The organism is Cryptosporangium sp. NPDC048952, from assembly GCF_043197895.1.
Classification (GTDB): domain Bacteria; phylum Actinomycetota; class Actinomycetes; order Mycobacteriales; family Cryptosporangiaceae; genus Cryptosporangium.
The window spans coordinates 1,551,849-1,574,043 of sequence record NZ_JBICTY010000001.1 but is presented as its reverse complement, the minus strand read 5'-3'; the positions used below and the strand labels follow the sequence as shown (position 1 = coordinate 1,574,043).

Genomic DNA, 22,195 nt, shown 5'->3' with positions numbered 1-22,195 from the left:
GAGCCGCTTACCGCCGGAGCCGACAGTAATGCAGCGAACACGGGCCGGTACGGGTGTCCAGGAAAGTCCACAGTGCTACGCGGCGCGGCTCCCACCATCCGCGTCGTCGTCGGCTTTGTGCGCGCGAGCGAGTAGCGCGGCCAAACGCCAGGCGATCTCCGGCGTGATTCGACCGAGTTCGACCACGCCGATGCCAGCCACAGTGACGTCTGCTCGCGCATACGGCATGGATTCGGCCAGGCCGCAGCCTTCCAGCGCCTCACGCAGCGCCGTCAAAGCGTCATTCGCATCCATCCAGCCCTGCACGTACGGCACGCCCTCGTGCAGGACCTCGCAGGGCTCGTCGGTCTCCAGACCCGGCTCTGTCGTCACCACCATCAACTCCACTCAGGAACGGAAGCGTTCCCGGGAGCGGCCAGCGGCCCGGCCGACGACGCCGGACCGTGCGGTCTACCCCGGTATCGTGCGACACCGGGGTTCGCCCCAGCCGGACCACCCGCGCCTGCCAGGGTTCACGGTGGTCCGGCCTTCTCACTCAGTCAGGTGATCTCCCCGCGGTCGTCGGCATCGAGCACCCACCGCGCCCAGCGGTGCTGCTCACAGGGCCAGGACTGAACAACAATCAGGTGGGTGGCGCTCGCGCATACCGGCCGCAGCGGATCCAGGCCCGTCGGATGGTGCATCGGCAGCACTCCGCGCGCCGTCTCGACGTCCTCGCGGGTGAGCGTTCGATGCCACCGCGGCGGCATCACGCTCAGGTCGCGCGTCTCCCGGTCGGCTTCAGCCGGCGACGCGCTCAGGCCGTGCATCACGACGGCCCTCCCGCCGTCGCGATCAGGTCCGCCTGCACCTGATGCGCGGACACCGCGATCTCCACCGCCCAGTGCGGGATGTCGGTGAGGTCGGCGACGTAGAGAGGCGTGCCCACCTGACGCGCCGCCCGGAACAACGCCATTCCGAGTACGCCGTTCGGGGCTAGATGACCCCACGTCGGCAGCAAGATCCCGCGCACGATCTCCGTTCGGACCATCTCCAGACAGCCGGCGAAGGCCGGCAGCATCGCTGCAGACGCACCGGGCGCTTCGCGTGCGACGTCGCGTACGAGGAGTCGAGCCCGGCAGGCGTACGCGTCGAGGTCGGCGCGAAGGGTCTGCCCGTCCTCTCGCGTCAGTGCGCGGATATAGCCGACGACCGGCGTCAACGGCAACGACACGGTGCGCCTCCCCGCCTTAGCTTCCGCTCTTGGGTGCGAATCGCGGTCATCAGTGCGTCCGCGTCGATGCCGAAGACGGGGCGTTGGCCCAGGCGTTCGGGCTTCCAGGGCAGCGCGTAATAGCCCACGTCCGGACGCTCGCGCGACCCGCCCAGCGAGTAGTTCGGGTACCCGTCCGGGCACTCGCGCTCGACCTGCTCGCAGACCTCCACAGCCCCGGCGGGCCAGCCCAGCCGCATCGAGAGGATCCGGCGGTTGCGCCATGCCAGAGCCAGGCCCGGGTCTGCGAGTGTCGGGCCGGACTCGGAACAGTTGGCCGTTGGGCCACCGTCGATGAGTGAACCCTCCCCGGGCCTTTCTGCGTGATACGCCATGCGACCGCACCTCTTCCGAGCGTCAGTCGTGATTCCATTGCCGGACCGATTCGTTGGCCGCATCAGTAGCGTGAAAGGCGGAGCACCTGACGAACAGGTCGTTGCTGTCGTCAAGCGCGGCACCGACCAGGTGACGACAGAAGGAACCACGTGGCCGAACACGAAGCGGCCGACGCGCAACGATTCGGACAGCTCCTGCGCGCACTTCGCATGGAACGTGGACTCTCGCTGAGCCAGTTGGCGGCGGTCACTTATACGCACCGCGGAAGCATCGGCAATATCGAGAACGGCAAGCGACTACCCGATCAGCGTTTTGTCGAAATCGCCGATGCGGAATTGAACGCACAGGGGCAGCTGACCGACGCGTGGAACAAAGCGACCAGCGGTCGGGAGGCTCGTCGGGCAAAGAGTCAGCTGCTCGAAACGGCGCTGATGGAGTCGCGTGACATCGCGCGTCTAGCGGAGCCATCGCCGGTTGATACGGCTGGCGAGCGCACCCAGCATCTGGCGATTCAGTATCTCGGCACTCCGCCGGCGACCATCCTTGAGTCCGCGGTGCAGCTCCGCCACGAGGCGAACGCGGCGCTCCAGCGAGGGCATCTCCGTCCACGTGATGTGTCAGACACGCTCGCCACGGTGGGCCGATTGTCCGGGATCCTCGCGTACGCGACCCTCGATATGGGACATCCTGATGCGGCTCAGGTGCACGCCCAAGCCGCGTGGCGATCAGCGGACCTAGCGAACGACGGTGCGCTGAAGGCGTGGACTCGTGGGACCCAGAGCTTGATCCTCCGGTTCACCGGGGACAACGACGGGGCGCTTCGCGCTGCAATCGATGGCCAGCGCTACGTGCGTCGCGGGCAGGCGCTGAGTCGCCTACTCAGCGCAGAAGCGCAGTGCCGGGCCGTAACCGGCGACTCACGAGCCGCGAACGACCTCCTCGATCGGGCTATTGGCGAGGTGGCTTCGTCTGCCGCTCCCGACGAGGCTGGGATCTTTGGCTTCGCGATCGAGAAGCAGCACTACTACGTTGCAAGCAGCCTCGTTTGGCTCAACGGCGGACGTGATGCGGACCGCGCCGCGACCGGTGCGCGGACCGCGATCGAGTTGTGGTCAACGAGTGATCCTCATAAGCGTTCGATCTCCGACGCTGCACTGGCGCATGTCTACCTCGCAACGGCACACCTTCAACTCGGAGAGCCGGAAGACGCCATCGACGCGCTACGTCCGATCCTCGATCTACCCGAAAGCCAGCAATTTTCCTGGATTAGGAAGCGCCTGAAGCGGATTACCTCAATGCTCTCCACTCCCCCATATACCAACTCCAAGATCACAAATGAGCTCGCAGAAAGACTCGCCGATTTGCTAGAGCGAGATGAGAGATCACTGCGGTTCAGCCGCAGGATATGAGGGGAGCCCATACCTGCCCCTTTCGGCCAGCGAAAGTTCCCGCATCGCAGGCATCTCCTCAGCAACCGCACCTACACCATCAAGGCGAGTCGGCAAGGTCCAAACGAGAATCTTGGCGCTTCGCGTAAAAGCCACAAGCGATCCAGGCGTCTCCCACCAGAGATCAAGTATTCCCTCGGAGCGAGGAACGGTGAGAATGGCTAAAGCCTCCCCGACTGCTGGATCCCAAAGCCTGATCTTCTCCCCAGGAACGTTAAACACCGTTGCCAGGTACTGGCCGTCGAGCGACCATACAGCATGTTCGATCTTTTTGCCGTGCTCATCGAGTTCAGCCAACTCCGATCCTGTTTCCGAGTCGAGGACCCTTACCTTTGAGTCGGCATAGACTACTGCCAGTCGTCGTGAATCTGCGGACCATCGCACGAAGGCGATCGCACTATCAACTTTTGCTACTTGCGAGCACGCCGACGTCTCCATACTCCACACAAAGACGTCGCCCGCCTCGTTTCCACCCGCGATTAGGCGATCGGCGGGAGACCATGCGAAACTACGCGGCATCTGTTCACTATTCTTTAAGGTTCTTAGCTCCGCCGCCGACCCGCCCAACTTCCCGACCGCGATGCTCTCAGTCCTCCCGTCCCACACATCGAATAGGCGAATTAGATAATCACCGCCTGCATTAGCCCAAATTAGTTGGGTGCCCTTCATATCCCGCGCCTCTACGATTTGCGACTCCACTCCGGATTTCAGGTCCTGGATCACAAGGGCGGAACTCCAGGACCACGTTGCGGCATGTTCGCCTCCTGGGTCGAGACTGTGAAATCCTTTACCTAGGTCAATCGAGCTTGGCTGCACGCCGGAGGAACGGCCAACAAGCCAGGTGCCACTACTCGATCCTGCCAGTCCGAATTCTCTGTCGCCTCTCCAGGAGATATCCGTGATAGAGCCACTTGCGGTGTGGTTAAGTATCTCGCCCTCTAAATCATAGATCTCCAGACCAGGGCCGACTGACTGGCCGACGGCCAGATACGAACCGTCTGGGCTCCAAGCCATCAGATCCACGTTACCGTGGCGTCCGCCTTCAATAGTGGCAACGATCTCTTTGCCCGTGCGGATTGTTAGCGAAAGCGGTCCATAGCCCGAAGCGGCGGCGTACTGGATCGCGTCCGGATGCCACGCCGCAGCAGTTATCGTCTCTTTCACCGTGAACTGCGCCGTCACCTTGCCTGAGGATACGTGGAAGACACGGCCACGACGACCATTCTTATAAAGGTCCGTCTTGCTGGCACGCGTGTCATCGATAACGAGCACCGACTCTGAATCGGGGGACCAAAAAAACTTCGGCATCAGCCCTTTTACTGGAAGTCTTGCGACGATATCGCCGTCAAGCGTGATAACCTTCAGAATCGACTCGGTGCGACTCAGGCCAAAGTGCGCCAGCAACTCACCATCTGGTGCCCATTGGAATTGAGCGGCCCGACGAAGGTCTTCTTCAGATTTTCCGAAAGAGTGTTTTTCAACCCGGTCCTCATAAATTCGCCAAGCAGTGAGCGGCCCCCAGCCAAATTGCGTCGCCAAAAGAGTGCCGTCTTGCGACCATGCGAACTTCGAGTCACGGGCATCGTCGACACTTAACGATCCAACGAAGTCCAGATGGTTAGACGTCCTGCCGACCTTCCAGACCACCAGTTTCCCCGAGCCTGAGAGCGTCGCCAGCATTTTGGCATTTTTGGAAAATGAGGCCCGAATGGGCGTAAGGCGATCGGGAAGCTCAGTGGATGAGATTAAGGCGCCAGACCGATCCCACACGCAGAGCAATCCCTCCCCGGACACGGTCAAAAGTCTGTCTGGCGCGGTCCACACCATGTCCAGCACACCGGCCGTGGGCCCGAATCCGATTCGGTCAGTCCTTTGTTCGTGGGTCAGTCCCCAGAGTGTCATTACCGCACGCCTAGAAGGCGCTAGTTCCGTCACCGCCGCATGCGCCACAGCCAAGGCGAGTTCGGGATCACTGTCACTTATCTCTTGCGCCCAAGAAGCCGCCTCGTCGGCTCGCTTAATGCGCTCCTCCGTTAGAGCATCGCGCGAAGCTTGGATGAATTCCCCCGCAGACTCGCTCAGCGGAATCCGCTCCTCGGCCGCTGCGATGTCCGCGAGGGCTTCGCTCGAGAGCAGATCGGCTCTCTTGCCACGCCGCTCCCAGTCAAGCGCCCTCTGCTCCAGCGACGTTCGACGAAACAATAGGCTTCGGTTCGCCTCAACGAGATCTATGAGAATGTCCCAATGTCGGAGCAGAGCATCGTGAGCCAGAGCCAAGGATAGACCATCCGCGTCCTGAATGAGCAATCGTGCCATGCGGAACTCTTCAGCGATTCGGAGTTCCTCAGGATTGAGAGATCGTAGGCTTACCTGTTGCCTGACCTCGACTTGACCGTCCCATGCCACGAACCGCAACAGCAGACGCTCGACCGTTTCCGCGGGAAATACCGCGACCACGGACTCGTATATCTCGTTAGCGTGCCTTGCTATTGATCCGCTGATACGACCGGCCTGCTCGTAAGTCTCAAGAGTGATTGCACCGCGAGTCGACGGATTTAGATACAAACGACGGAGCAAATGTCCAAGCAATGGGAGCGCATCGCCCACGGTCGCCTCAGCTACCATCGTCTCCACGAGGCTCGGATCAATTGTGAGTCCGGCGGCCTCTGCCGGTTTTACAATCGCCCTCCGCATGCCAGCAGGACTCAAAGGGCCTATGGGGTACGGATTCGCGACTAGCGGGGCGAGCGCGGAGCCCTCTAGCGAGCCTAAGTATTCGGGCCGCAGCGCGACCAACAGATGGAGACCACTGTCGGCACGCAGACCGGCAACTATCAAGGCAGAAAATAGATCACTCGTTCCCGGCGCGGATCGAGTTACAATTTCTTCATATTGGTCGAGCACAACTACCAAGTCTCGTTTGCCGGCGCGCGCAACAGACAGTCGGGACAGAAAATACTGCGGCACCGACAGGTCCCCGAGTTCGATGCGCCGTGCTTCATCTGCCAGAAGGCGTGCGTCCTGCTGAGTCCTGTCACGCTCGACTTCCTCTTCATCCTGCTTGGACCCGAGCAGCATTGCCAACTGCAGGAATGGATCCGCGCCAGGCACAATAGGGCCAACCACGGCCCACTTGGTTGAAAGACGCGGTAGGACACCTGCCTGGATTATGGACGACTTGCCTGCGCCCGAGGGTCCGACTAGCGCGAGCGCCCGCCGCTCGTCATTGTGCGAGTTGCGGGTGATCCGCTTGAGGATCTCCTCAGTCTCGCTCTCCCTGCCGAAGAAGACTTTCGAATAATCAGACGAGAATACGCCCAGCCCCGGATAGGGACTATCCTCGCTATGCCAGTGAATGCGACGCTTTCGCCACCAGCGACCGCTGAGCTCTATGGCGATGAGGGAGAGTAGAGCCGTCGGCACCCAAAACGGCGCGAACTCGTTGACGAGTCTGAACGGCGCCCACCACTGCTCCGGATCAGCCGTCAGAAGATTCGTTCCGAACCCGAATAAGACGCCAATCAGGAGCACGCGCAGTTCAAACCATCTCATCAGAGTGAGCCTCTCAGACATCGGCGTAAGCCCAGATAGCGGAAGCGCAGCAGTCGGCCTGTCACGCTAGAGCCGATCTCCGAGCGCCATCCGGCGATGTGCCGCACGTGCTCGCTCATCGGCGGCGCTAGCCGCATACCGGCCCACCATCTCCCGCGACCGCCAGCCGGCGAGGCGCATCAAGTCCTGCTCCTGCCCACCATCTGCCAACCACCGATGCGCGAACGTATGCCGGAACCGATGCGGGTGCACGTTCTCGATCCCTGCATCCGCCGCACGGCGCTCCAGCATCTGCGTGATCCCGCTCCCGGTCATCTTCCCCTTCCGCCCGATCCACAGGGCGTCCAGATTCGCCTCAGCGTGCCGAGACCGCAGCCGCAGATACCGCCGCAGCGCCTCCCCTGTCTTCACCCCGAACGGCACCGCCCGCCCCCGTCGGCCCTTGCCCATCACGATCGCAACGTCCGCGTCGAAGTCCAGGTCACCCAGCTCCAGCGACGCCACTTCGGACAACCGCGCGCCCGAGTCGAGGAAGAACCGGATGATCGCGGTATCGCGCCGGTTCTCGAACCGCTTCCCGTCGGCAGAGCGCAGCAGGGCAGCCAACTCGGCCTCGGTGAACACCGGAACCGGCTGCTCAGGGATAGCCGGCGGACGCATCTTCGCCATCGGCGACGCGTCGATCTCGCCCTCTTCCTCCAGCCACCGGAAGAGTTGCTGCAGCGTTCGGTAGTGCTTCGCGGCGTTCCCCGCGGAGCCATTGGCGACCAGGTGCCCCAGGTAGTGCTCGATGTGCTCGCGCTTCACGGCGGACGCCCGCGTCGGCATCCCGTGAGCCACGAGGTAGGCCACGAACGCCCGACCAACGGTCTGATACGAGGAGATCGTGGACGGCGCTCGGTTGAGCGCCCGTAAGTGTCGTTGCCAGTCCGGAAGCAGCGCCGAAAGGTCATCTACGGCGACGCTCGGAGCACGAGGGGTGACCGCCATGCGGGCAGAATACTTCTCTGTTGCACCGCTACGCAGGACTTAGTACTCACGTATTGCCTGGTGGTGGGGCGGGTGGGGCTCGAACCCACGACCAAGGGATTATGAGTCCCCTGCTCTGACCGACTGAGCTACCGCCCCCTCGTCAGCGCAGACTAGCGTCCGACCCCGGGCGGTGGCTTGCCACCCCGACGGACTGTCGCGCCTCCGACACGGATCTTGCCTGTCCGCGGTGCTACTTCTTCCGCCGCGCTGGCGGTTCGGGCTCGTCCGTGCCGTCGGACGGCGCGGTGCTGGATGCTCGCCTCAGCGGCCGCTTGGTCGACGCATTCTCGGCCGCGCTCGACGGCGCGTCGCCCGGCCGAGCGTCGCCGGATACCCCGTCGCCCGACCGAGACACCCTGCGCGGAGGCAGATCCTCGATCAGCCGCTCCGACTCCGCCCCAGTAGCCACCGGCTCGCTCGGCGCCGAACCCGCCTCCGCCGCGCCGACGCGCGGCTCCGGCGTCGTCACCACTGTCGTCTCCGCGCGAACGTCGTCCAGCGCCTCCGCCACCCGCGACCGCCCGGTCGCGCTCGACCGCGCCGCCGAGGTCGCCGGTGGTGCAGGCGGCGCCGACCGACTCCCCCGACCGAACCGCCGCCGCGGCGCCGGCTCCTCCGCCGGCTCCTCCGAAGCCGAACCCGAACCCACGGACGCCGAACCCACGGACGCCGGCCGCGCAGAAGCCGGAAGCGCCGGCGGCGCCGAAACCGGCGCCTCCGCCCGAGACTCCACAACCGACCGCGCCCCGCGCGACTCCCCCACCAGCGGCGCGAACGCCGCACGCGTCAGATCGATCGGCCGGGTATCGAACGCGCGATACCCCAGCACCCACCGCACCGAGATCGCCACGAAGAACGATCCCTTCCCGACCTTGCGCAACGACTGCGCATACCGCGCCAGGTAATAGCCCGCCGAAGCAGTCGACACCGCCGAGTGCCCCCACGCGATCAGCGCGGTGCCCGGCAGCCCTGTTTCGCGAGGCGACAGCCGCACGATGAACGCGAACGTCTCGTCCTCGGTGCGCGCGAAGACCCGATCGCCGCAGCGGTACGACAGGTACCCCGTCTCCGGATCGGTGAGAACCTCGAACCCCGGGCAGTAGGCCTTGAGGAACGTCGAGGTCACCTGGTTGCCCGACGGCCCACCGATCGCCACGACGTCGAGCGGCGAATTCTCCGAGGACTCACCACTGCGCGTCACCACCGGCACCGTGCCGACCCGGTTGCACGCCTCCAGCACGTGCGCCAACCCGATCGCGTCGTACGTGGTCAGCAACCCCGCCGGATGGGAGTTCTCGGCCCATGGATAGACCGGTGTGATCACCGAAACCGTGTCGGTCCCGACCAGCCACCGCAACGCCCGCCGCCGGTACCTCCTGCGTAACCACAGGTAGATCTCCACCAGCAGCACCGCGAGCACGCTGGAGACAACCCCCGCGATGAGCTCTTCGGCAATCGCCATGGAAGTAGGGTATCGGCGCGACGCACCACGAACCCGGCGAATCCACAGCCCCACTGTGACTACGCTCCGCAACCACATACCGTGGCGTCCATGGATCTGGGTCTGGACGGCGCACGGGCAGTGATCACCGGCGGCAGCCGCGGGCTGGGGTTGGCGATCGCCGACTCGCTGGCCCGCGAAGGCGCCTGGGTAGGCCTGATCGCGCGTGGGCCCGACGGTCTGGCCGACGCCGCCGAGAAGATCGGTCGCCACGGTCGTCCGGTCACCACGGTGGTGGCGGACGTGACCGATTCCGACGCGCTGAGCGCCGCAGTCGACCAGGTCGCGGAGTCGCTCGGTGGCCTGGACCGCGTCGTCGCCAACGCTGGTGGCACCCAGGGCAACGGCAACCTGCGCAACAGCACTGTCGACGATTTCCTCGGCACGTACGCGCTCAACGTCGGTCACGCGGCGGCGCTCACCAAGGCCTCCCTCCCGTACCTCGAGAAGGCCCGGAACGCTTCGGTGCTGTTCGTCGCGTCCGTGACGGGCGTGAAGCCCGGCCCGCGCACGGCGTACGCCGCGGCAAAGGCGGCGGAGATCCACCTCGCGGCGACCCTCGCGTTGGAACTCGCGCCCCTCCACATCCGGGTCAACGCGATCAGCCCCGGCTCGATCCTGTTCGAGGGCGGCGGCTGGGCATACCTGAAGGCGAACGACCCGGAGCGGTTCGAGCACTTCCGCGCGAACGAGTTCCCGCTCGGGCGGCTCGGCCACCCCGAGGAGATCGGCGACGTCGCCGCGTTCCTGCTCTCCGACCGCGCCTCCTGGATCACCGGCGCCAACATCGCCGTCGACGGCGGCCAGGGCCGCCCCAGCGCCCGCTCGTTCACCTAGGGCGCGCCCAAAGCGCCGAGCGCCAGAACTCTAAGGCGCCGGCGTCCCCGCCCCCACCACATCCGACACGTCGAACGCATACCGCCCCACCGCGGTCGCGATCGCGTCACTGATCAGATCCAGCGGCACGACGTTCACGTTCCCGACCAGCCGGTTCCCGTACGCACGCACGAGCCGGCGGTAGTCGTCGCGACGGTCTTTGTCGTTCACCGCGGTCAAACCGTCGCAGGCCTGGTGGTAGCAGGGGTCGAACGCGATGCCGGGCACACCGCCGTACTTCGCCACCGCCGACTTCGGCTTGATCCCCTCGGCGCCCGTGTCCATCCCACCCGCGGGGATCCCGACCCCCTTCGCGATGAACGGCCCGTAGTCCGACCGACCGTCGAACGCACTGGGCGTCGACTTCTGCCCGTGCTCGGTGAGGAACCCCTGGAAGAACTTCTCGATCGCGCCGGAACCGGTCGGACCACGATCGCCGTCGTACACACCCAGCTCGTAGTTGGGCGACGCGATCATGTCGAAGTTCAAGTACAGCGCGATCTTCTCCCGCTGCGCCGAGGTCAGCGCGTCCACATAGTGCTGTGACCCGAGCAGCCCGGACTCCTCGCCACCCCACCAGGCGAAACGTAGGTTGTTCGGCGTCGGGCTCTTGCGGGCCAGCTCCGCGTAGCGCAGCGCCACCTCGAGAATTCCGGCGCTTCCGCTGCCGTTGTCGTTGATCCCGGGTCCGGCGGGCACCGAGTCCAGGTGTGCGCCGACCATCACCGTGCGCCCCGCCCGCTTCGCGGGCATTTCTGCCAACACGTTCTCGGTGGTGCGGGTCTCCGACAGCGTGTCCGTCTCCATGCGGACGCTACGCCGCGGCGACGCTGCGAGCTCGGCGCCGATCGCGTAGGAGACACCGATGGCCGGAATGCGGAACGGCGTTTGCAGGGTGCCGCCGAACGCGTCGAACCGGTCGCGGTTCGTGGTGCGGCTGCCGTTGCCCTGGTTGAAGATGATGAGCCCGGCCGCGCCCGCCGCGACCGCGTGGCGGGCCTTCACCGTGAAGTCGCAGGCTCCGCGCTGCACGAGGGCGATCTCGCCGCGCGGGAAGTCGGCGAAGTCGGCGGTTTCGCAGCCGCTGGTCGATGCGCGCGGCAGCTGGAGCTTGACGTCGACCGGGTGGACGCGCGCCTCGACGGTGCCGGAGCCGGAGTAGCTGAGGATCTGGAAGTCCGTGGTCGCGCGGTAGTTGTGGGGGGTGGGGGTGGTGCGGCGGAACGTGGTCGGGCGCTGTTCTTCGAAGTACGGGAAGTCGAACTTCTGTCTGGTGACGCGGTAGCCGGCTTGTTCCAGATGTCCGGCGACGTAGTCGGCGCTGCGCGTGTAGCCGTGGCCGACGCCGGATGCCCGGGTCCCCTCGTTGCCGTCCGCGATCTGCTGGAAGGCGCGGAGGTGGGACAGGACGCCGTCGACGGTCACCTGGGTGGCGATGGCCCGTCCGGCGGCCAGGCCGGCTTGGGCGGGCGGGGTCGTCGCCGGGGGCGTGCCGGGCGGTGTGGCGCGCGGAGTGGGCGTGGGTGGCACGCTCGGGGCCGGAGCGGGGCGGATCGCTCGGGTCGGCGTCGCGGTTGCGGTCATCTGGTTGGCGGCGACGCCGGTCACCACGGCGATGACCAGCGTGGTCAGAACTCCGACGGACCGCGTCGGACCGTTGCGGCGGGTGCGAACGCGCATGCCTTCTCCACGGGATGACGTCGATTAATCCCGAGTTAGGAGATTAGTCCCATTACGCGATCACGCGAACAACCCCTCCCCCGACGCGCCGCAACACCCACCCGACGCGCGGGGCCCCGGCGCGGGGCCCCGGCGCGCGGCCCCGGCGCGCGGCCCCGGCGCGGGGCACCCTAGGCGCGCGGCACCCTAGGCGCGGCACCCTAGGCGCGCGGGGCCGCGAACGCGCGGGGCGCTGGATGCGCGGGGCGCTGGATGCGCGGGGCGCTGATGCGTGGCACGCGGGGCCGCAGACGCGCGGATGCGCGCGCAGACCGGGCCCCGCGCTCTGCGCGGGGCCCGGTCTGGGTGGTGCATTCGCTCAGTTGGTCGGCAGCGGGCCCTGACGGCCGCCCGACGGGGCGGCGGCTGCGGCGGCCTTGGGGGCGTCGCCGGGCTTGGAGATGCCGCTGGTGTCCCAGGCCAGCCGCGCCACGGCATCCGCGATCGCGTCCGTGTTCAGATCGAGCGCGAACACGTTCACGTTCCCGACGAGCTTCTTCCCATACGCCTTCGCGAGCTTCTTGTACAGAGCGGCGTCCGCCCCGTCCGAAACCGGCGACAGACTGTCGCACGCCTGGTGGTAACACGGGTCGTACGCGGCATCCGGCACTCCACCGAACTTCGCGACGTCCGCCGCGGTCTTCTTCTCCTCGGCCCCGGTGAACAGCCCACCGGCCGGAATCCCCACGCCCTCGGCGATGAACGGCCCGTAGTCCGACCGCCCGTCGAACTCCGTGTCGACGACCTGCTGACCACGACTCGCCAGGTACTTCCGGAAGATCGTCTCCAGCGCCCCGGACCCGGCCGGCGGCGCCCCGGTACCCGTCGAATTGTCACCGTCGTAGACCGCGAGCAGGTAGTTCGGCGACCCGATCATGTCGAAGTTCAGGTACAACCCGATGTCCGCCACCTGCGCCGGCGTCAGCGCGGACACGTAATGCGCAGATCCGAGCAACCCGCCTTCCTCCGCACCCCACCAGGCAAAACGCACCTTGTTCGGCACCTCTTTCGCAAGCGGCGCGTACTTCAACGCCACCTCGAGCAGCCCGGCGCTCCCGGTGCCGTTGTCGTTGATCCCGGGCCCTTCGGGCACCGAATCGAGGTGCGCACCGGCCATCACGACGTTGTCCGCGTGTCCGCCGGACGTCTCCGCGATCACGTTCTCGGTGGTGCGGGTCTCCGACAGCGTGTCCGTCTCGATGCGGACGACAGTCGTCGGCGCACCGGCCAGCTGCGCACCGAGCGCGTACGGCACCGTGATCGCCGGGATCGGCACCGGACCACCGGCGTTGCCCTGCACCAGCTCGAACCGGTCGGGGTTCGCCGCTTCGGTACCGTTGCCCTGGTTGAACACGATGACGCCGATCGCACCGGCGGCGGCCGCGTTGTTCGCCTTGACTCCGAAGTCGCACGTACCGCGCTGGAGCAGCGCGATCTTGCCCTTCGGGAAGCTCGCGAAGTCACTGGCCTCGCAACCGCTGGTCGACGCTCGCGGCGGCGTCAGATTGACGTCGACAGCGGTGACCGTGCCCTGAGCCGCGCCGTCGCCGGAGAAGTTGAGCGTAGCGAAGTCGGTGCCGTTGACGAACGTCTTCGCGGTGGGGCTGACCTGGCTGAACTTCGACGGCGTCAGCTCCTGGAAGAACGGGAACTCGAAGCTCTGCCGGCTGACCTGATATCCGGCGTGCTCGAGTTTCCGGGCGACGTAGTCGGCACTCTCGTCGTAGCCGGGGGTACCGGACGCACGGGTGTTCTGATGGGCGTCGGCGATCTTCTGGAACTGGCGCAGGTGCGCCAGCGCCCCCTGAGCCGTCACGGCCGACGTGAGTTTCTTCGACAGTGCGGCGCCGGACTGGGCGGGCGTCGGCGGGTCGGCTGCGGCCGGTGCCGCGGCGGCGACTCCCAGCGCGACGGCGGTGAGCACCGCGGCAACGCGTCTCGGGCGGGGATCGGATAACGAGCGGCGGTGAAACATGGGGGAGCCTCCGGTTCGGTCCGACGGTGATGTCAGAACCTAGCCGCAGTCGTGACCTACCGGGACCAATTCGGATTAATGATGATCACGGCTGATCGAGGCGGGCGACGAGCTTCTTCGGGGCGACGACGCGGTACGCCTCGGTGACGATCTCGGTGATCTCGTCCCAGTCGACAGCGACGTCCAGCCGGACGCCGAGCCAGCCGCTCGGGCCCACGTAGGGCGGGCGGAAGAACCGCTCCGGGTCGGTCGCGATCATCTCCTCCTGCACGCCGGGCGGCGCCGGGCACCAGAACGCGACGTGCTCGTCGCCGTGGACGTGATCGGCGAACGTCACGAAGGAACGTCGGTTGCCCACGAACCACGTCGGTGAGCCGTGGCTGAGCCGTTCGGTGGCTTCCGGCAACGCAAGGCAGATCCGCCGCAGCGACTCCAGCACATCCATGCCACTCAGTGTGGTGAATAACAGGGGTAGCGGGCCGCGAGATCCGCTACGTCGTCGCCGACCGACTCGTCTCCGCGGATCGCCCGCACGATGAGGTCGGCGGCGAACTCCATGTCGGCCTCGGTCATGCCCTGCGTGGTGGACGCCAGCGTTCCCAAGCGCAGCCCGGACGCCTCCTCGGGCAGCCGGTGGTCGAACGGCAGCACGTGTTTGGTGAGCAGGATGCCGACGTCACGGCAGCGCTGTTCGGCCTCCGCGCCGCTGATCCGTCCGTCGCCCAGATCGACGAGCACCATGTGGTTGTCGGTGCCGCCGGTGACCAGCCGCAGCCCGGCGTTCTCCAGTCCGTCGGCGAGCGCCGAGGCGTTGGCCAGTACCCGCTGCGCGTAGTCGACGAACGTCAGCTCTGCAGCCTCGCCCAGCGCGACCGCCTTCGCGGCGACGTTGTTCATCTGCGGCGCTCCCTGCAAAAACGGGAACACCGCGTTGTCGACGCGACGGGCCAGCGCACGCGTGCAGAGGATGATGCCGCCCCGCGGACCACGCAGTGACTTGTGCGACGTCGTGGTGACCACGTCCGCGTACGGCACCGGCGACGGCACGGCCCGCCCGGCGACCAGCCCGCTGATCTGCGCGGCGTCGACCAGGAAGTAGGCACCGACCTCGTCGGCGATCTCGCGGAACGCCGCGTAGTCGATCAAGCGGGTGTACGCGGTGGGCCCGCACACGATCAGCTTCGGCAGGTGCCGCCGGGCCAGATCGCGGATCTCGTCGTAGTCGAGCCGCTCGTCGGAGCGCTGGACGCCGTACCCGACCGTGCGGAACCACTTCCCGGAGAAGTTCCGGCTGCTGCCGCTCGTGAAGTGACCACCGTAGCGGGGCTCCATCGCCAGCACCGTGTCCCCCGGCACCAGCAGTGCGGCGTAGGCCGCGAGGTTGGCCAGCGTGCCGGAGTGCGGCTGCAGGTTCGCGTGCTCGGCACCGAACAGCGCGCACGCCCGTGACCGGCCCAGTTCCTCGGCCTGGTCGATGTACTCGCACCCGCCGTAGAACCGCCGACCCGGATACCCCTCGGCGTGCTTGTCGCCGAGCGTCGAGGACAGCACCGTGCGCACGGCCGCGGACGTGAAGTTCTCGCTCGCGGTGAGCTGCACGCCGAGGCGCACCCGTTCGTACTCCGCAGTGAGGATCTCCGCGACCTGTGGATCGGCCGAACGGAGTCCATCGAGTCGGTACCCATCGACCACCGCACTGACTGTCACAGCAGACCACCCCCGCCAGGGTTAGTGTCACCACGCTACGTCACCGGACAACCCCGTGGGGAGATGTCCACAGGTGCAGTAGAGGAGCACGTCGGTATCACCAAAGTTGCAGGTGAGAGCCCATGGGGGCGGTCGTTGTCGGTGGGGGTCCGTATCATCGGCGCCCGACAACCCCGATCCGGAAGGTCACGCCCTCACCATGCCCGAGCTCAGCGCCCTCCGATACCTCGCGAGCCTCGACGGAGCGACACCGGACCCCGGTGCGCTGGCGTTCTTCGCCTCCCTCGACCAGATTTCGACGGTCAACCCGACGGTCGCCGGGTCCGTCGTCCAGGAGCTCACCGACCAGCGCTCGAACGTCAAGCTGATCGCGAGCGAAAACTTCAGCTCGCTGGCCGTCCAACTCGCGCAGGGCAACCTGTTCACCGACAAGTACGCCGAGGGAGCGCCGGGCCACCGCTTCTACGCCGGCTGCGACAACGTCGACACGATCGAGGCGCACGCCGCCGACCTGGCCAAGCAGCTGTTCGGCGCCGAGCACGCCTACGTGCAACCGCACTCCGGTATCGACGCCAACCTCGTCGCGTTCCTGAGCATCCTCGCCACCCGGGTGGAGAGCGGCATCATCGAGCGGTTCGAGCGCAAGAACGCGTCCGCGCTCACCGACGCGGAATGGGCCGAGCTGCGTCGCGAGGTGCTCGACCAGAAGCTGCTCGGTATGGACTACTACTCGGGTGGTCACCTCACCCACGGGTACCGGTTCAACGTGTCGGCGCGGCTGTTCGACGCCCGCTCGTACACCGTCGACCGCGAGACGAAGCTGCTCGACCTGGATGCGGTGCGTGCGCAGGTGCGCGAAGTACGCCCGTTGATCCTGCTCGCGGGGTACAGCGCGTACACGCGTCTGATCGACTTCGCGGCGCTGCGGGAGATCGCCGACGAGGTCGGCGCGGTGCTGATGGTCGACATGGCGCACTTCGCCGGGCTGGTCGCCGGCAAGGTGTTCTCCGGCAACCACGACCCGGTTGCGCACGCGCACGTCGTCACGTCCACCACGCACAAGACGCTGCGCGGTCCGCGCGGCGGGATGGTGCTCTGCACGTCCGAATTCGCCGACGCCGTCGACAAGGGCTGTCCGACGGTGCTCGGCGGGCCGCTCCCGCATGCGATCGCGGCGAAGGCGGTGGCGTTCACCGAGGCGCTCGAGCCGTCGTTCGCGCAGTACGCGGCGAACATCGTCGACAACGCGCGCACGTTGGCCGACCAGTTGCAGCAGCGCAAGGTCGAGGTGCTCACCGGGGGTACCGACAACCACATCGTGCTGGTCGACGTCGCGGCGAGCTACGGGCTCACCGGGCGGCAGGCGGAAAGCGCGCTGCGGTCGGTGGGGTTGACGCTCAACCGGAACTCGTTGCCGTTCGACGCGAACGGGCCGTGGTACACGAGTGGGCTGCGGCTCGGTACGCCGGCGGTGACGACGCTCGGCATGGGCGCGGACCAGATCACCGAGATCGCCGATGTCATCGCGACCGTGTTGGCTGCGGTGAAGACCGACGGTTCGAGCAAGGCGAAGTTCGAACTCGACGGCGCGGTTGCGGCCGAGGCGCGCACCCGCACGAGCGACCTCCTGCGCGACTTCCCCCTCTACCCCGAAATCGACCTGTCCCTGGTCAAGTAGCCCCGGGGGTGTGGGGCTCCGCCCCCACACCCCCGCAAACCGCGCGGCGCGCGGTTGCGCGGCACGGCACGGTGCGGTGCGGTGCGGTGCGGCACGGTGCGGTGCGGTGCGGCACGGTGCGGTGCGGCACGGTGCGGCGCGGTGCGGTGCGCGGTTTTGCGGCGCGGTGCGGTGCGGTGCGGTGCGGCACGGTGCGGCGCGGTGCGGCACGGTGCGGTGCGGCACGGTGCGGCGCGGTGCGGTGCGCGGTTTTGCGGCGCGGTGCGGTGCGGCACGGTGCGGCACGGTGCGGCGCGGTGCGGTGCCGCGCGGTGCGGCGCGGTGCGGTGCGGCGCGGCGCGGTGCGGTGCGCCTTTCCGCAGGGCGAAGGGGACCCGGAAACCGTACGGTCGCGGAACGCACGCGCGGAAATGCATGTTGTCGATGCGAACCATCGAGGACACCGATCACCACTAGTCGGAACGACTATTTCCGTGCCCCACGGGCGGCGTCCTAGCGTGATCGCGATACCGAACCGAGGAGGCGTCGATGAAGATCGTCCGGCGGAACACCGAGTCCGGCCCGCAGCTCGCGGTCGTCGACGCGAGCGGTGACCTGGTCGACCTGCCCGGCGAGCGGGACCTGATCCCGCTGCTCGACGGACGCCTGGCCGCCGTGACCGACGCCGCACTACGCGACCGCGCCACCGTCACGCCCGAGGCCGACGCCGAACTGCTCGCGCCGCTCGAACCCACCACGTTCCGCGACTTCTCGACGTTCCCCGAGCACCCCGCCGGGATCGTCAAGCTGTTCGACCCCGCCGCGACGCTCAATCCGCGATTCTGGGAGATTCCGACGTTCTACTTCAGCAACCCGTACGCGATCACCGGGCCGGTCGCGGACATCCCGGTGCCGCCGAACTGCGTCGACTTCGATTTCGAGCTGGAAGTGGCAGCGGTCGTCGGGCGGACCGGACGCGACCTGACCGTCGGCGAGGCGGCCGACCACATCGCCGGCTACGTCGTGCTCAACGACTTCTCCGCGCGTGACGTCCAGTTCCACGAGATGGGGCTGCAGCTGGGCCCGGCGAAAGGCAAGGACACCGCGACCGCGCTCGGCCAGTACTTCGTCACGGCGGACGAACTGGCGCCGCGTGCGTCGGGGTCGTCGTTCGACCTGCGGATGGACGTGCGGGTCAACGGCGAGCTGGTCGGCAGCGACCGCCTGGACAACATGGCCTGGACGTTCCCGGCGCTGGCCGCCTACGCCTCGCGGGGCACCGAGATCCGGCCGGGTGACCTGCTCGGTAGCGGTACCTGCCAGGGTGGCTGCCTGGCCGAGCTCTGGGGCCGCCACGGCCGCGACTTCCACGCGCCCCTGGCGCCGGGCGACGTCGTCGAGACGAGCGTCGAACTGTTGGGCGGCACCACGAACCGGGTGGTGGCCGGAGCGGAGGCGCGGCCGATCGAACCGTTCGTGAAGGCGTCAGAGTTCACGGCACAACGTTGATACTGATCTGGCGTGCTTTCGACACACTGACCTCGTGAGATAGCGTCACGCAATATAAGACGGTCGAGGTAGCGGAGGTGTGTCATCAGCGCGAACAAAGTGGTGTCGTCCGCGGCGAAAGCGGTCGCGGACATCCCGGCCGGAGCGTCACTGGCCGTTGGCGGGTTCGGGCTGTGCGGGATCCCGCACGTGCTGATCGAAGCCCTGCACGCGACCGGCGTCGACGACCTGCGGGTCGTCTCGAACAACTGCGGTGTCGACGTGTGGGGGCTGGGCGTTCTGCTCAAGGACCACCGGATCTCCCGGGTGATCGGCTCCTACGTCGGCGAGAACAAGGAGTTCGCCCGGCAGTACCTGGCCGGTGAGCTCGAGGTGGAGCTGACGCCGCAGGGCACGCTCGCCGAGCGGCTGCGGGCCGGTGGGTCCGGCATCCCGGCGTTCTTCACGCCCGCCGGCGTCGGGACGATGATCGCCGACGGTGGGCTGCCGTGGCGGTACGGCTCGGACGGGTCGGTGGCGGTCGCGTCGCCGCCGAAGGAGGTCCGCGAGTTTTCCGGCAGGGAGTACGTGCTCGAAGAGGGCATCGTCACCGAGTTCGCACTGGTGCGAGCAGCGATCGGCGACCGGCACGGCAACCTCGTGATGCACGAGTCGGCGCGGAACTTCAACCCGCTGGTCGCGATGGCCGGGCGGATCACGATCGCCGAGGTCGAGGAACTGGTCGAGCCGGGTGAGATCCTCCCCGAGCAGGTGCACGTGCCCGGTGTGTTCGTGCAGCGGGTCGTCGGGCCGGTGGGTACCGAGGGCAAGCAGATCGAGAAGCGCACCACTCGTCCCCGGTCGGAGGCCTGAGCAATGGGATTGACTCGTGAGCAGCTGGCCGCGCGGGCGGCGCAGGAACTGCGCGACGGGCAGTACGTGAACCTCGGCATCGGGCTGCCGACGCTGATCCCGAACTACGTGCCGGACGGTGTGCACGTCACGCTGCAGTCGGAGAACGGGATCCTCGGTGTGGGCCCGTACCCGTACGAGGGCGACGAGGACCCCGACCTGATCAACGCCGGCAAGGAGACCGTGACGCTGCTGCCCGGGGCGTCGTTCTTCGACTCGGCGATGTCGTTCGCGATGATCCGCGGGGGGCACATCGATGTCGCGATCCTCGGTGCGATGCAGGTGTCGTCCACCGGTGACATCGCGAACTGGGTGATCCCCGGCAAGATGATCAAGGGCATGGGCGGCGCGATGGACCTGGTGCACGGCGCCAAGCGGGTCATCGTGGTGATGGAGCACGTGGCTCGCGACGGCAGCGCGAAGATCCTGTCGGAGTGCTCGTTGCCGTTGACCGGTAAGGCGTGCGTGCAGCAGATCATCACCGACCTCGCGGTGATCGAGGTGACGGGCGACGGCCTGGAGCTGGTCGAGACCGCCCCCGGTGTCACAGTCGACGAGGTAATCGCCGCCACCGAGGCCCCCCTGAAGGTGAACATCCCCGCCTAGCGGCTCGCCCGCCGCGCCGGGCGCTGCACGTCTTGTGCCCTCATAGGGGCACAAGACGTGCAGCGCTCAGGCGAGCAGGAGTCGGGCTGTCAGCTCGGTCATTATCTCGGTGGTGCCGCCGCCTATTCCTAGGATTCTGGCGTCGCGGTAGTGGCGCTCCACCTCGGTTTCCCGGAGGTAGCCCATGCCGCCGTGCAGCTGCACGGCGGTGTCCACGACCTCGTCGCAGGCCGCGACCGCCGTGTTCTTCGCCATCGCGACGCGGGACACCAGGTCACCGCGGGTCGGGTCGGCGAGCCAGTCGTCGATCACTGCGCGCGTGTATGTCCGCGCGACATCCACCTGGCGCGCCATCTCCGCGACCTTGTGGCGCACCACCTGTCGCGACGCCAGCGGCCGGTCGAACGTCTCGCGGATCTTCACCCAGTCGACGGTGAGCGCCAGACACCGCGCCGCAGTGGCGTACGCCTGCACGGCGAGCCCGAGCCGCTCGGCCGCGAATTGCGTCATCAGCTGGCCGAATCCGGAGTCCTCGGCACCGACCAGGTTCGCCACCGGCACGCGGGCACCGTCGAAACGCAGCTCGGCGGTGTCGGAGCACCACCAGCCCATCTTCTTCAGCGGCGCCGAGACCGTGAAGCCGGGCGTTCCCCGCTCGATCACGAGCAGCGAGATGCCGCCCGCCCCCGGGCCGCCGGTGCGCACCGCGGTGGTGACGGCGTCCGCACGGATGCCCGACGTGATGAACAACTTCGCGCCGGTGACGACGTAGTGGTCACCATCGCGGACGGCGCGCGTACGGATCGCGGCGACGTCCGAGCCACCCTCGGGCTCGGTGACGGCGAGCGCGGCGATGTTCTCCCCCGCGAGCACAGGGCGGACGAAGCGGTCGATCTGGTCGGGAACACCCGCGGCGACGAGGTGCGGCAGGCCGATGCCATGGGTGAACAACCCGGCTATCAGCCCGGACGACCCACCCGCGAGGATCATCTCCTCGACGATGATCTGCACGTCGATCGGATCACCGCCGCTGCCCCCGACGCTCTCCGGGAACCCGACGGCGAGCAGGCCGGCCTTCGCGGCCGCGCGGTGCAGGGAGCGTGGGAGCTCGCCGGCTTCTTCCCAGGCGGGCAGGTGCGGGACGATCTCTCGCTCGGTGAAGCGTCGGGTGGTGGCCCGTAACAGCTGTCGCTCGGGGGTGTGCCAGCTCATCGGTGCCTTCCGTTACGGGGCAAGGACAGTGCGGGCGCCCCGGAGGACGCCCGCACCGGATCGAGCGGCTACTTCTTCTTTTTCTTGCCGCTCTTCTTCTTGTCCTTCTTCTTCTTCGCCATGACGTACCCCCCTCTTCCCGCCGCACCCCCTTCGGACGCGGCACGAACCCCCCTACGATAATGCGGACAAATCAGGAGTCAACAGCTGACGCGGACGAGAGAATTGTGTTGCGCACGGAGTCGGCATTTCCTACCCCTTTATCTCGACTCCGAACAAGGTGCTGTATTATATCCGGCATGGCGAGGAAAGAACTGGTCATTCTCACTGATGACCTCGATAACTCAGAAATCAACCCGGATGCTGTCGACCGTCCGACAGTGAACTTCGGGATCGACGGCGTCGAGTACGAAATCGATTTGGGTGCGGTCAACCAGTCGAAGCTCCGCGAGATCCTCGAGGAATACGTGCAGGCCGGTCGCCGTACCGGTGGCACCACGGTCCGCAAGGGACGCAAGCAGGTCAGCAGTGTCGGCGGGGCGACGAACAGCCGGGCCGAGAACGCCGCGATCCGCGAGTGGGCCGAGGCCAGCGGTATCGACGTGAACGCTCGTGGGCGCCTGCCCAAGGAAGTCATCGAGCGCTACCGCGGCCACTTCTCCGAGCAGGATGGCGACGACGATTCGGCGCCCGCCAACCGTCCCGCCCCGAACACCGAGCAGCCCGCCTTCTCCGGCTGACGCTGGAGTAGCGCGAACACCTCGCCCGCTCCCCACACGCCCGGACGACGTCGACACGCCGTCCGGGCGTTACTCGTTCGTAGACATCGGACTGTCGCCCCGATACCGCGTGCCAACCGCCTCGAATGCGACTTGAATGGCGTCGATAAGAATTTTTTTGGACGCGCGGCGAATTGACTGGC

19 protein-coding genes and 1 tRNA gene are annotated in these 22,195 nt (G+C 67.0%); 7 read left to right on the top strand and 13 right to left on the bottom strand.

From position 1 onward, the window contains the following. Positions 1-75: 75 nt before the first annotated feature. The 4 genes from ACGFY5_RS07465 to ACGFY5_RS07450 all read right to left on the bottom strand — a co-directional run bounded on the left by ACGFY5_RS07465 (position 76) and on the right by ACGFY5_RS07450 (position 1,587). The gene (locus ACGFY5_RS07465; RefSeq protein ID WP_392718329.1) at positions 76-387 is read right to left on the bottom strand and encodes a hypothetical protein; all 312 of its coding nucleotides are present in this window, start codon (positions 385-387) and stop codon (positions 76-78) included. 152 nt (positions 388-539) lie between these two features. Further along, complete coding sequence (locus ACGFY5_RS07460; RefSeq protein ID WP_392718327.1) at positions 540-812, bottom strand: hypothetical protein; 273 nt, start codon at positions 810-812, stop codon at positions 540-542. Continuing rightward, positions 809-1,213 (bottom strand): hypothetical protein, encoded by a 405-nt coding sequence (locus ACGFY5_RS07455; RefSeq protein ID WP_392718325.1) that lies wholly within the window; start codon positions 1,211-1,213, stop codon positions 809-811. Before ACGFY5_RS07455 ends, ACGFY5_RS07460 begins: the two co-directional genes overlap by 4 nt. Next, complete coding sequence (locus ACGFY5_RS07450) at positions 1,198-1,587, bottom strand: hypothetical protein (RefSeq protein ID WP_392718323.1); 390 nt, start codon at positions 1,585-1,587, stop codon at positions 1,198-1,200. Before ACGFY5_RS07450 ends, ACGFY5_RS07455 begins: the two co-directional genes overlap by 16 nt. Before the next feature lie 150 nt (positions 1,588-1,737). On the opposite strand from ACGFY5_RS07450, the gene ACGFY5_RS07445 reads away from it, so the two are divergent. Then, positions 1,738-2,997 carry a helix-turn-helix domain-containing protein gene (locus ACGFY5_RS07445; RefSeq protein ID WP_392718321.1) on the top strand — a complete coding sequence of 420 codons (1,260 nt, stop codon included), beginning with the start codon at positions 1,738-1,740 and terminating at the stop codon, positions 2,995-2,997. Here the strand turns inward: ACGFY5_RS07445 and ACGFY5_RS07440 are convergent. The 4 genes from ACGFY5_RS07440 to ACGFY5_RS07425 form a co-directional block, all read right to left on the bottom strand. Then, positions 2,971-6,588 (bottom strand): NACHT and WD repeat domain-containing protein, encoded by a 3,618-nt coding sequence (locus ACGFY5_RS07440; protein ID WP_392718319.1) that lies wholly within the window; start codon positions 6,586-6,588, stop codon positions 2,971-2,973. The genes ACGFY5_RS07445 and ACGFY5_RS07440 overlap by 27 nt on opposite strands. Before the next feature lie 66 nt (positions 6,589-6,654). After that, positions 6,655-7,578, bottom strand: a complete 924-nt coding sequence (locus ACGFY5_RS07435; protein ID WP_392718317.1) for a tyrosine-type recombinase/integrase — start codon at positions 7,576-7,578, stop codon at positions 6,655-6,657. A gap of 61 nt (positions 7,579-7,639) precedes the next feature. Further along, a tRNA-Ile gene (locus ACGFY5_RS07430) sits at positions 7,640-7,716 on the bottom strand. A gap of 94 nt (positions 7,717-7,810) precedes the next feature. After that, the gene (locus ACGFY5_RS07425; RefSeq protein ID WP_392718315.1) at positions 7,811-9,082 is read right to left on the bottom strand and encodes a hypothetical protein; all 1,272 of its coding nucleotides are present in this window, start codon (positions 9,080-9,082) and stop codon (positions 7,811-7,813) included. Positions 9,083-9,172: 90 nt separating this feature from the next. On the opposite strand from ACGFY5_RS07425, the gene ACGFY5_RS07420 reads away from it, so the two are divergent. Continuing rightward, complete coding sequence (locus ACGFY5_RS07420) at positions 9,173-9,958, top strand: SDR family NAD(P)-dependent oxidoreductase (protein ID WP_392718313.1); 786 nt, start codon at positions 9,173-9,175, stop codon at positions 9,956-9,958. A 30-nt stretch (positions 9,959-9,988) separates the two neighbouring features. On the opposite strand, the gene ACGFY5_RS07415 is transcribed toward ACGFY5_RS07420, so the two are convergent. From ACGFY5_RS07415 to glyA, 4 genes are all read right to left on the bottom strand, one after another. Then, positions 9,989-11,677, bottom strand: a complete 1,689-nt coding sequence (locus tag ACGFY5_RS07415; protein WP_392718311.1) for a M28 family peptidase — start codon at positions 11,675-11,677, stop codon at positions 9,989-9,991. A 358-nt stretch (positions 11,678-12,035) separates the two neighbouring features. Beyond that, positions 12,036-13,640 (bottom strand): M28 family peptidase, encoded by a 1,605-nt coding sequence (locus ACGFY5_RS07410; protein WP_392718309.1) that lies wholly within the window; start codon positions 13,638-13,640, stop codon positions 12,036-12,038. Between the two features lie 136 nt (positions 13,641-13,776). Beyond that, on the bottom strand, positions 13,777-14,136 hold the full coding sequence (locus ACGFY5_RS07405; protein WP_392718307.1) for an MmcQ/YjbR family DNA-binding protein: 360 nt from the start codon (positions 14,134-14,136) through the stop codon (positions 13,777-13,779). 5 nt (positions 14,137-14,141) lie between these two features. Continuing rightward, entirely contained in the window at positions 14,142-15,398 is a 1,257-nt protein-coding gene (gene glyA, locus ACGFY5_RS07400) for a serine hydroxymethyltransferase (protein ID WP_392718304.1), read from the bottom strand. Positions 15,399-15,597: 199 nt separating this feature from the next. Between glyA and ACGFY5_RS07395 the strand changes: the two genes are divergently transcribed. The 4 genes from ACGFY5_RS07395 (at position 15,598) to ACGFY5_RS07380 (ending at position 20,061) form a co-directional block, all read left to right on the top strand. After that, the gene (locus tag ACGFY5_RS07395; RefSeq protein WP_392718302.1) at positions 15,598-17,076 is read left to right on the top strand and encodes a glycine hydroxymethyltransferase; all 1,479 of its coding nucleotides are present in this window, start codon (positions 15,598-15,600) and stop codon (positions 17,074-17,076) included. Between the two features lie 528 nt (positions 17,077-17,604). Further along, a complete protein-coding gene (locus ACGFY5_RS07390) occupies positions 17,605-18,564 on the top strand; it encodes a fumarylacetoacetate hydrolase family protein (RefSeq protein WP_392718300.1) in 960 nt (319 codons plus the stop codon). An 84-nt stretch (positions 18,565-18,648) separates the two neighbouring features. Further along, positions 18,649-19,416: a CoA transferase subunit A gene (locus ACGFY5_RS07385; protein ID WP_392718694.1), complete on the top strand. Its 768-nt coding sequence runs from the start codon at positions 18,649-18,651 to the stop codon at positions 19,414-19,416. A gap of 3 nt (positions 19,417-19,419) precedes the next feature. Next, positions 19,420-20,061: a CoA transferase subunit B gene (locus ACGFY5_RS07380; RefSeq protein WP_392718298.1), complete on the top strand. Its 642-nt coding sequence runs from the start codon at positions 19,420-19,422 to the stop codon at positions 20,059-20,061. 66 nt (positions 20,062-20,127) lie between these two features. Here the strand turns inward: ACGFY5_RS07380 and ACGFY5_RS07375 are convergent, their stop codons facing one another. Next, entirely contained in the window at positions 20,128-21,273 is a 1,146-nt protein-coding gene (locus tag ACGFY5_RS07375; protein WP_392718296.1) for an acyl-CoA dehydrogenase family protein, read from the bottom strand. A 299-nt stretch (positions 21,274-21,572) separates the two neighbouring features. Here ACGFY5_RS07375 and ACGFY5_RS07370 point away from each other — a divergent pair, with 299 nt between their 5' ends. Next, the gene (locus tag ACGFY5_RS07370; protein ID WP_392718294.1) at positions 21,573-22,013 is read left to right on the top strand and encodes an Lsr2 family protein; all 441 of its coding nucleotides are present in this window, start codon (positions 21,573-21,575) and stop codon (positions 22,011-22,013) included. Positions 22,014-22,195: the final 182 nt, after the last annotated feature.

Excerpts from the sequence above, each read along its gene's own strand:
- ACGFY5_RS07450 (WP_392718323.1), bottom strand. The coding sequence starts at position 1,587 with ATGGCGTATCACGCAGAAAGGCCCGGGGAGGGTTCACTCATCGACGGT.
- ACGFY5_RS07440 (WP_392718319.1), bottom strand. The coding sequence starts at position 6,588 with ATGAGATGGTTTGAACTGCGCGTGCTCCTGATTGGCGTCTTATTCGGG.
- ACGFY5_RS07435 (WP_392718317.1), bottom strand. The coding sequence starts at position 7,578 with ATGGCGGTCACCCCTCGTGCTCCGAGCGTCGCCGTAGATGACCTTTCG.
- ACGFY5_RS07425 (WP_392718315.1), bottom strand. The coding sequence starts at position 9,082 with ATGGCGATTGCCGAAGAGCTCATCGCGGGGGTTGTCTCCAGCGTGCTC.
- ACGFY5_RS07420 (WP_392718313.1), top strand. The coding sequence starts at position 9,173 with ATGGATCTGGGTCTGGACGGCGCACGGGCAGTGATCACCGGCGGCAGC.
- ACGFY5_RS07415 (WP_392718311.1), bottom strand. The coding sequence starts at position 11,677 with ATGCGCGTTCGCACCCGCCGCAACGGTCCGACGCGGTCCGTCGGAGTT.
- ACGFY5_RS07405 (WP_392718307.1), bottom strand. The coding sequence starts at position 14,136 with ATGGATGTGCTGGAGTCGCTGCGGCGGATCTGCCTTGCGTTGCCGGAA.
- ACGFY5_RS07395 (WP_392718302.1), top strand. The coding sequence starts at position 15,598 with ATGCCCGAGCTCAGCGCCCTCCGATACCTCGCGAGCCTCGACGGAGCG.
- ACGFY5_RS07390 (WP_392718300.1), top strand. The coding sequence starts at position 17,605 with ATGAAGATCGTCCGGCGGAACACCGAGTCCGGCCCGCAGCTCGCGGTC.
- ACGFY5_RS07380 (WP_392718298.1), top strand. The coding sequence starts at position 19,420 with ATGGGATTGACTCGTGAGCAGCTGGCCGCGCGGGCGGCGCAGGAACTG.
- ACGFY5_RS07375 (WP_392718296.1), bottom strand. The coding sequence starts at position 21,273 with ATGAGCTGGCACACCCCCGAGCGACAGCTGTTACGGGCCACCACCCGA.
- ACGFY5_RS07370 (WP_392718294.1), top strand. The coding sequence starts at position 21,573 with ATGGCGAGGAAAGAACTGGTCATTCTCACTGATGACCTCGATAACTCA.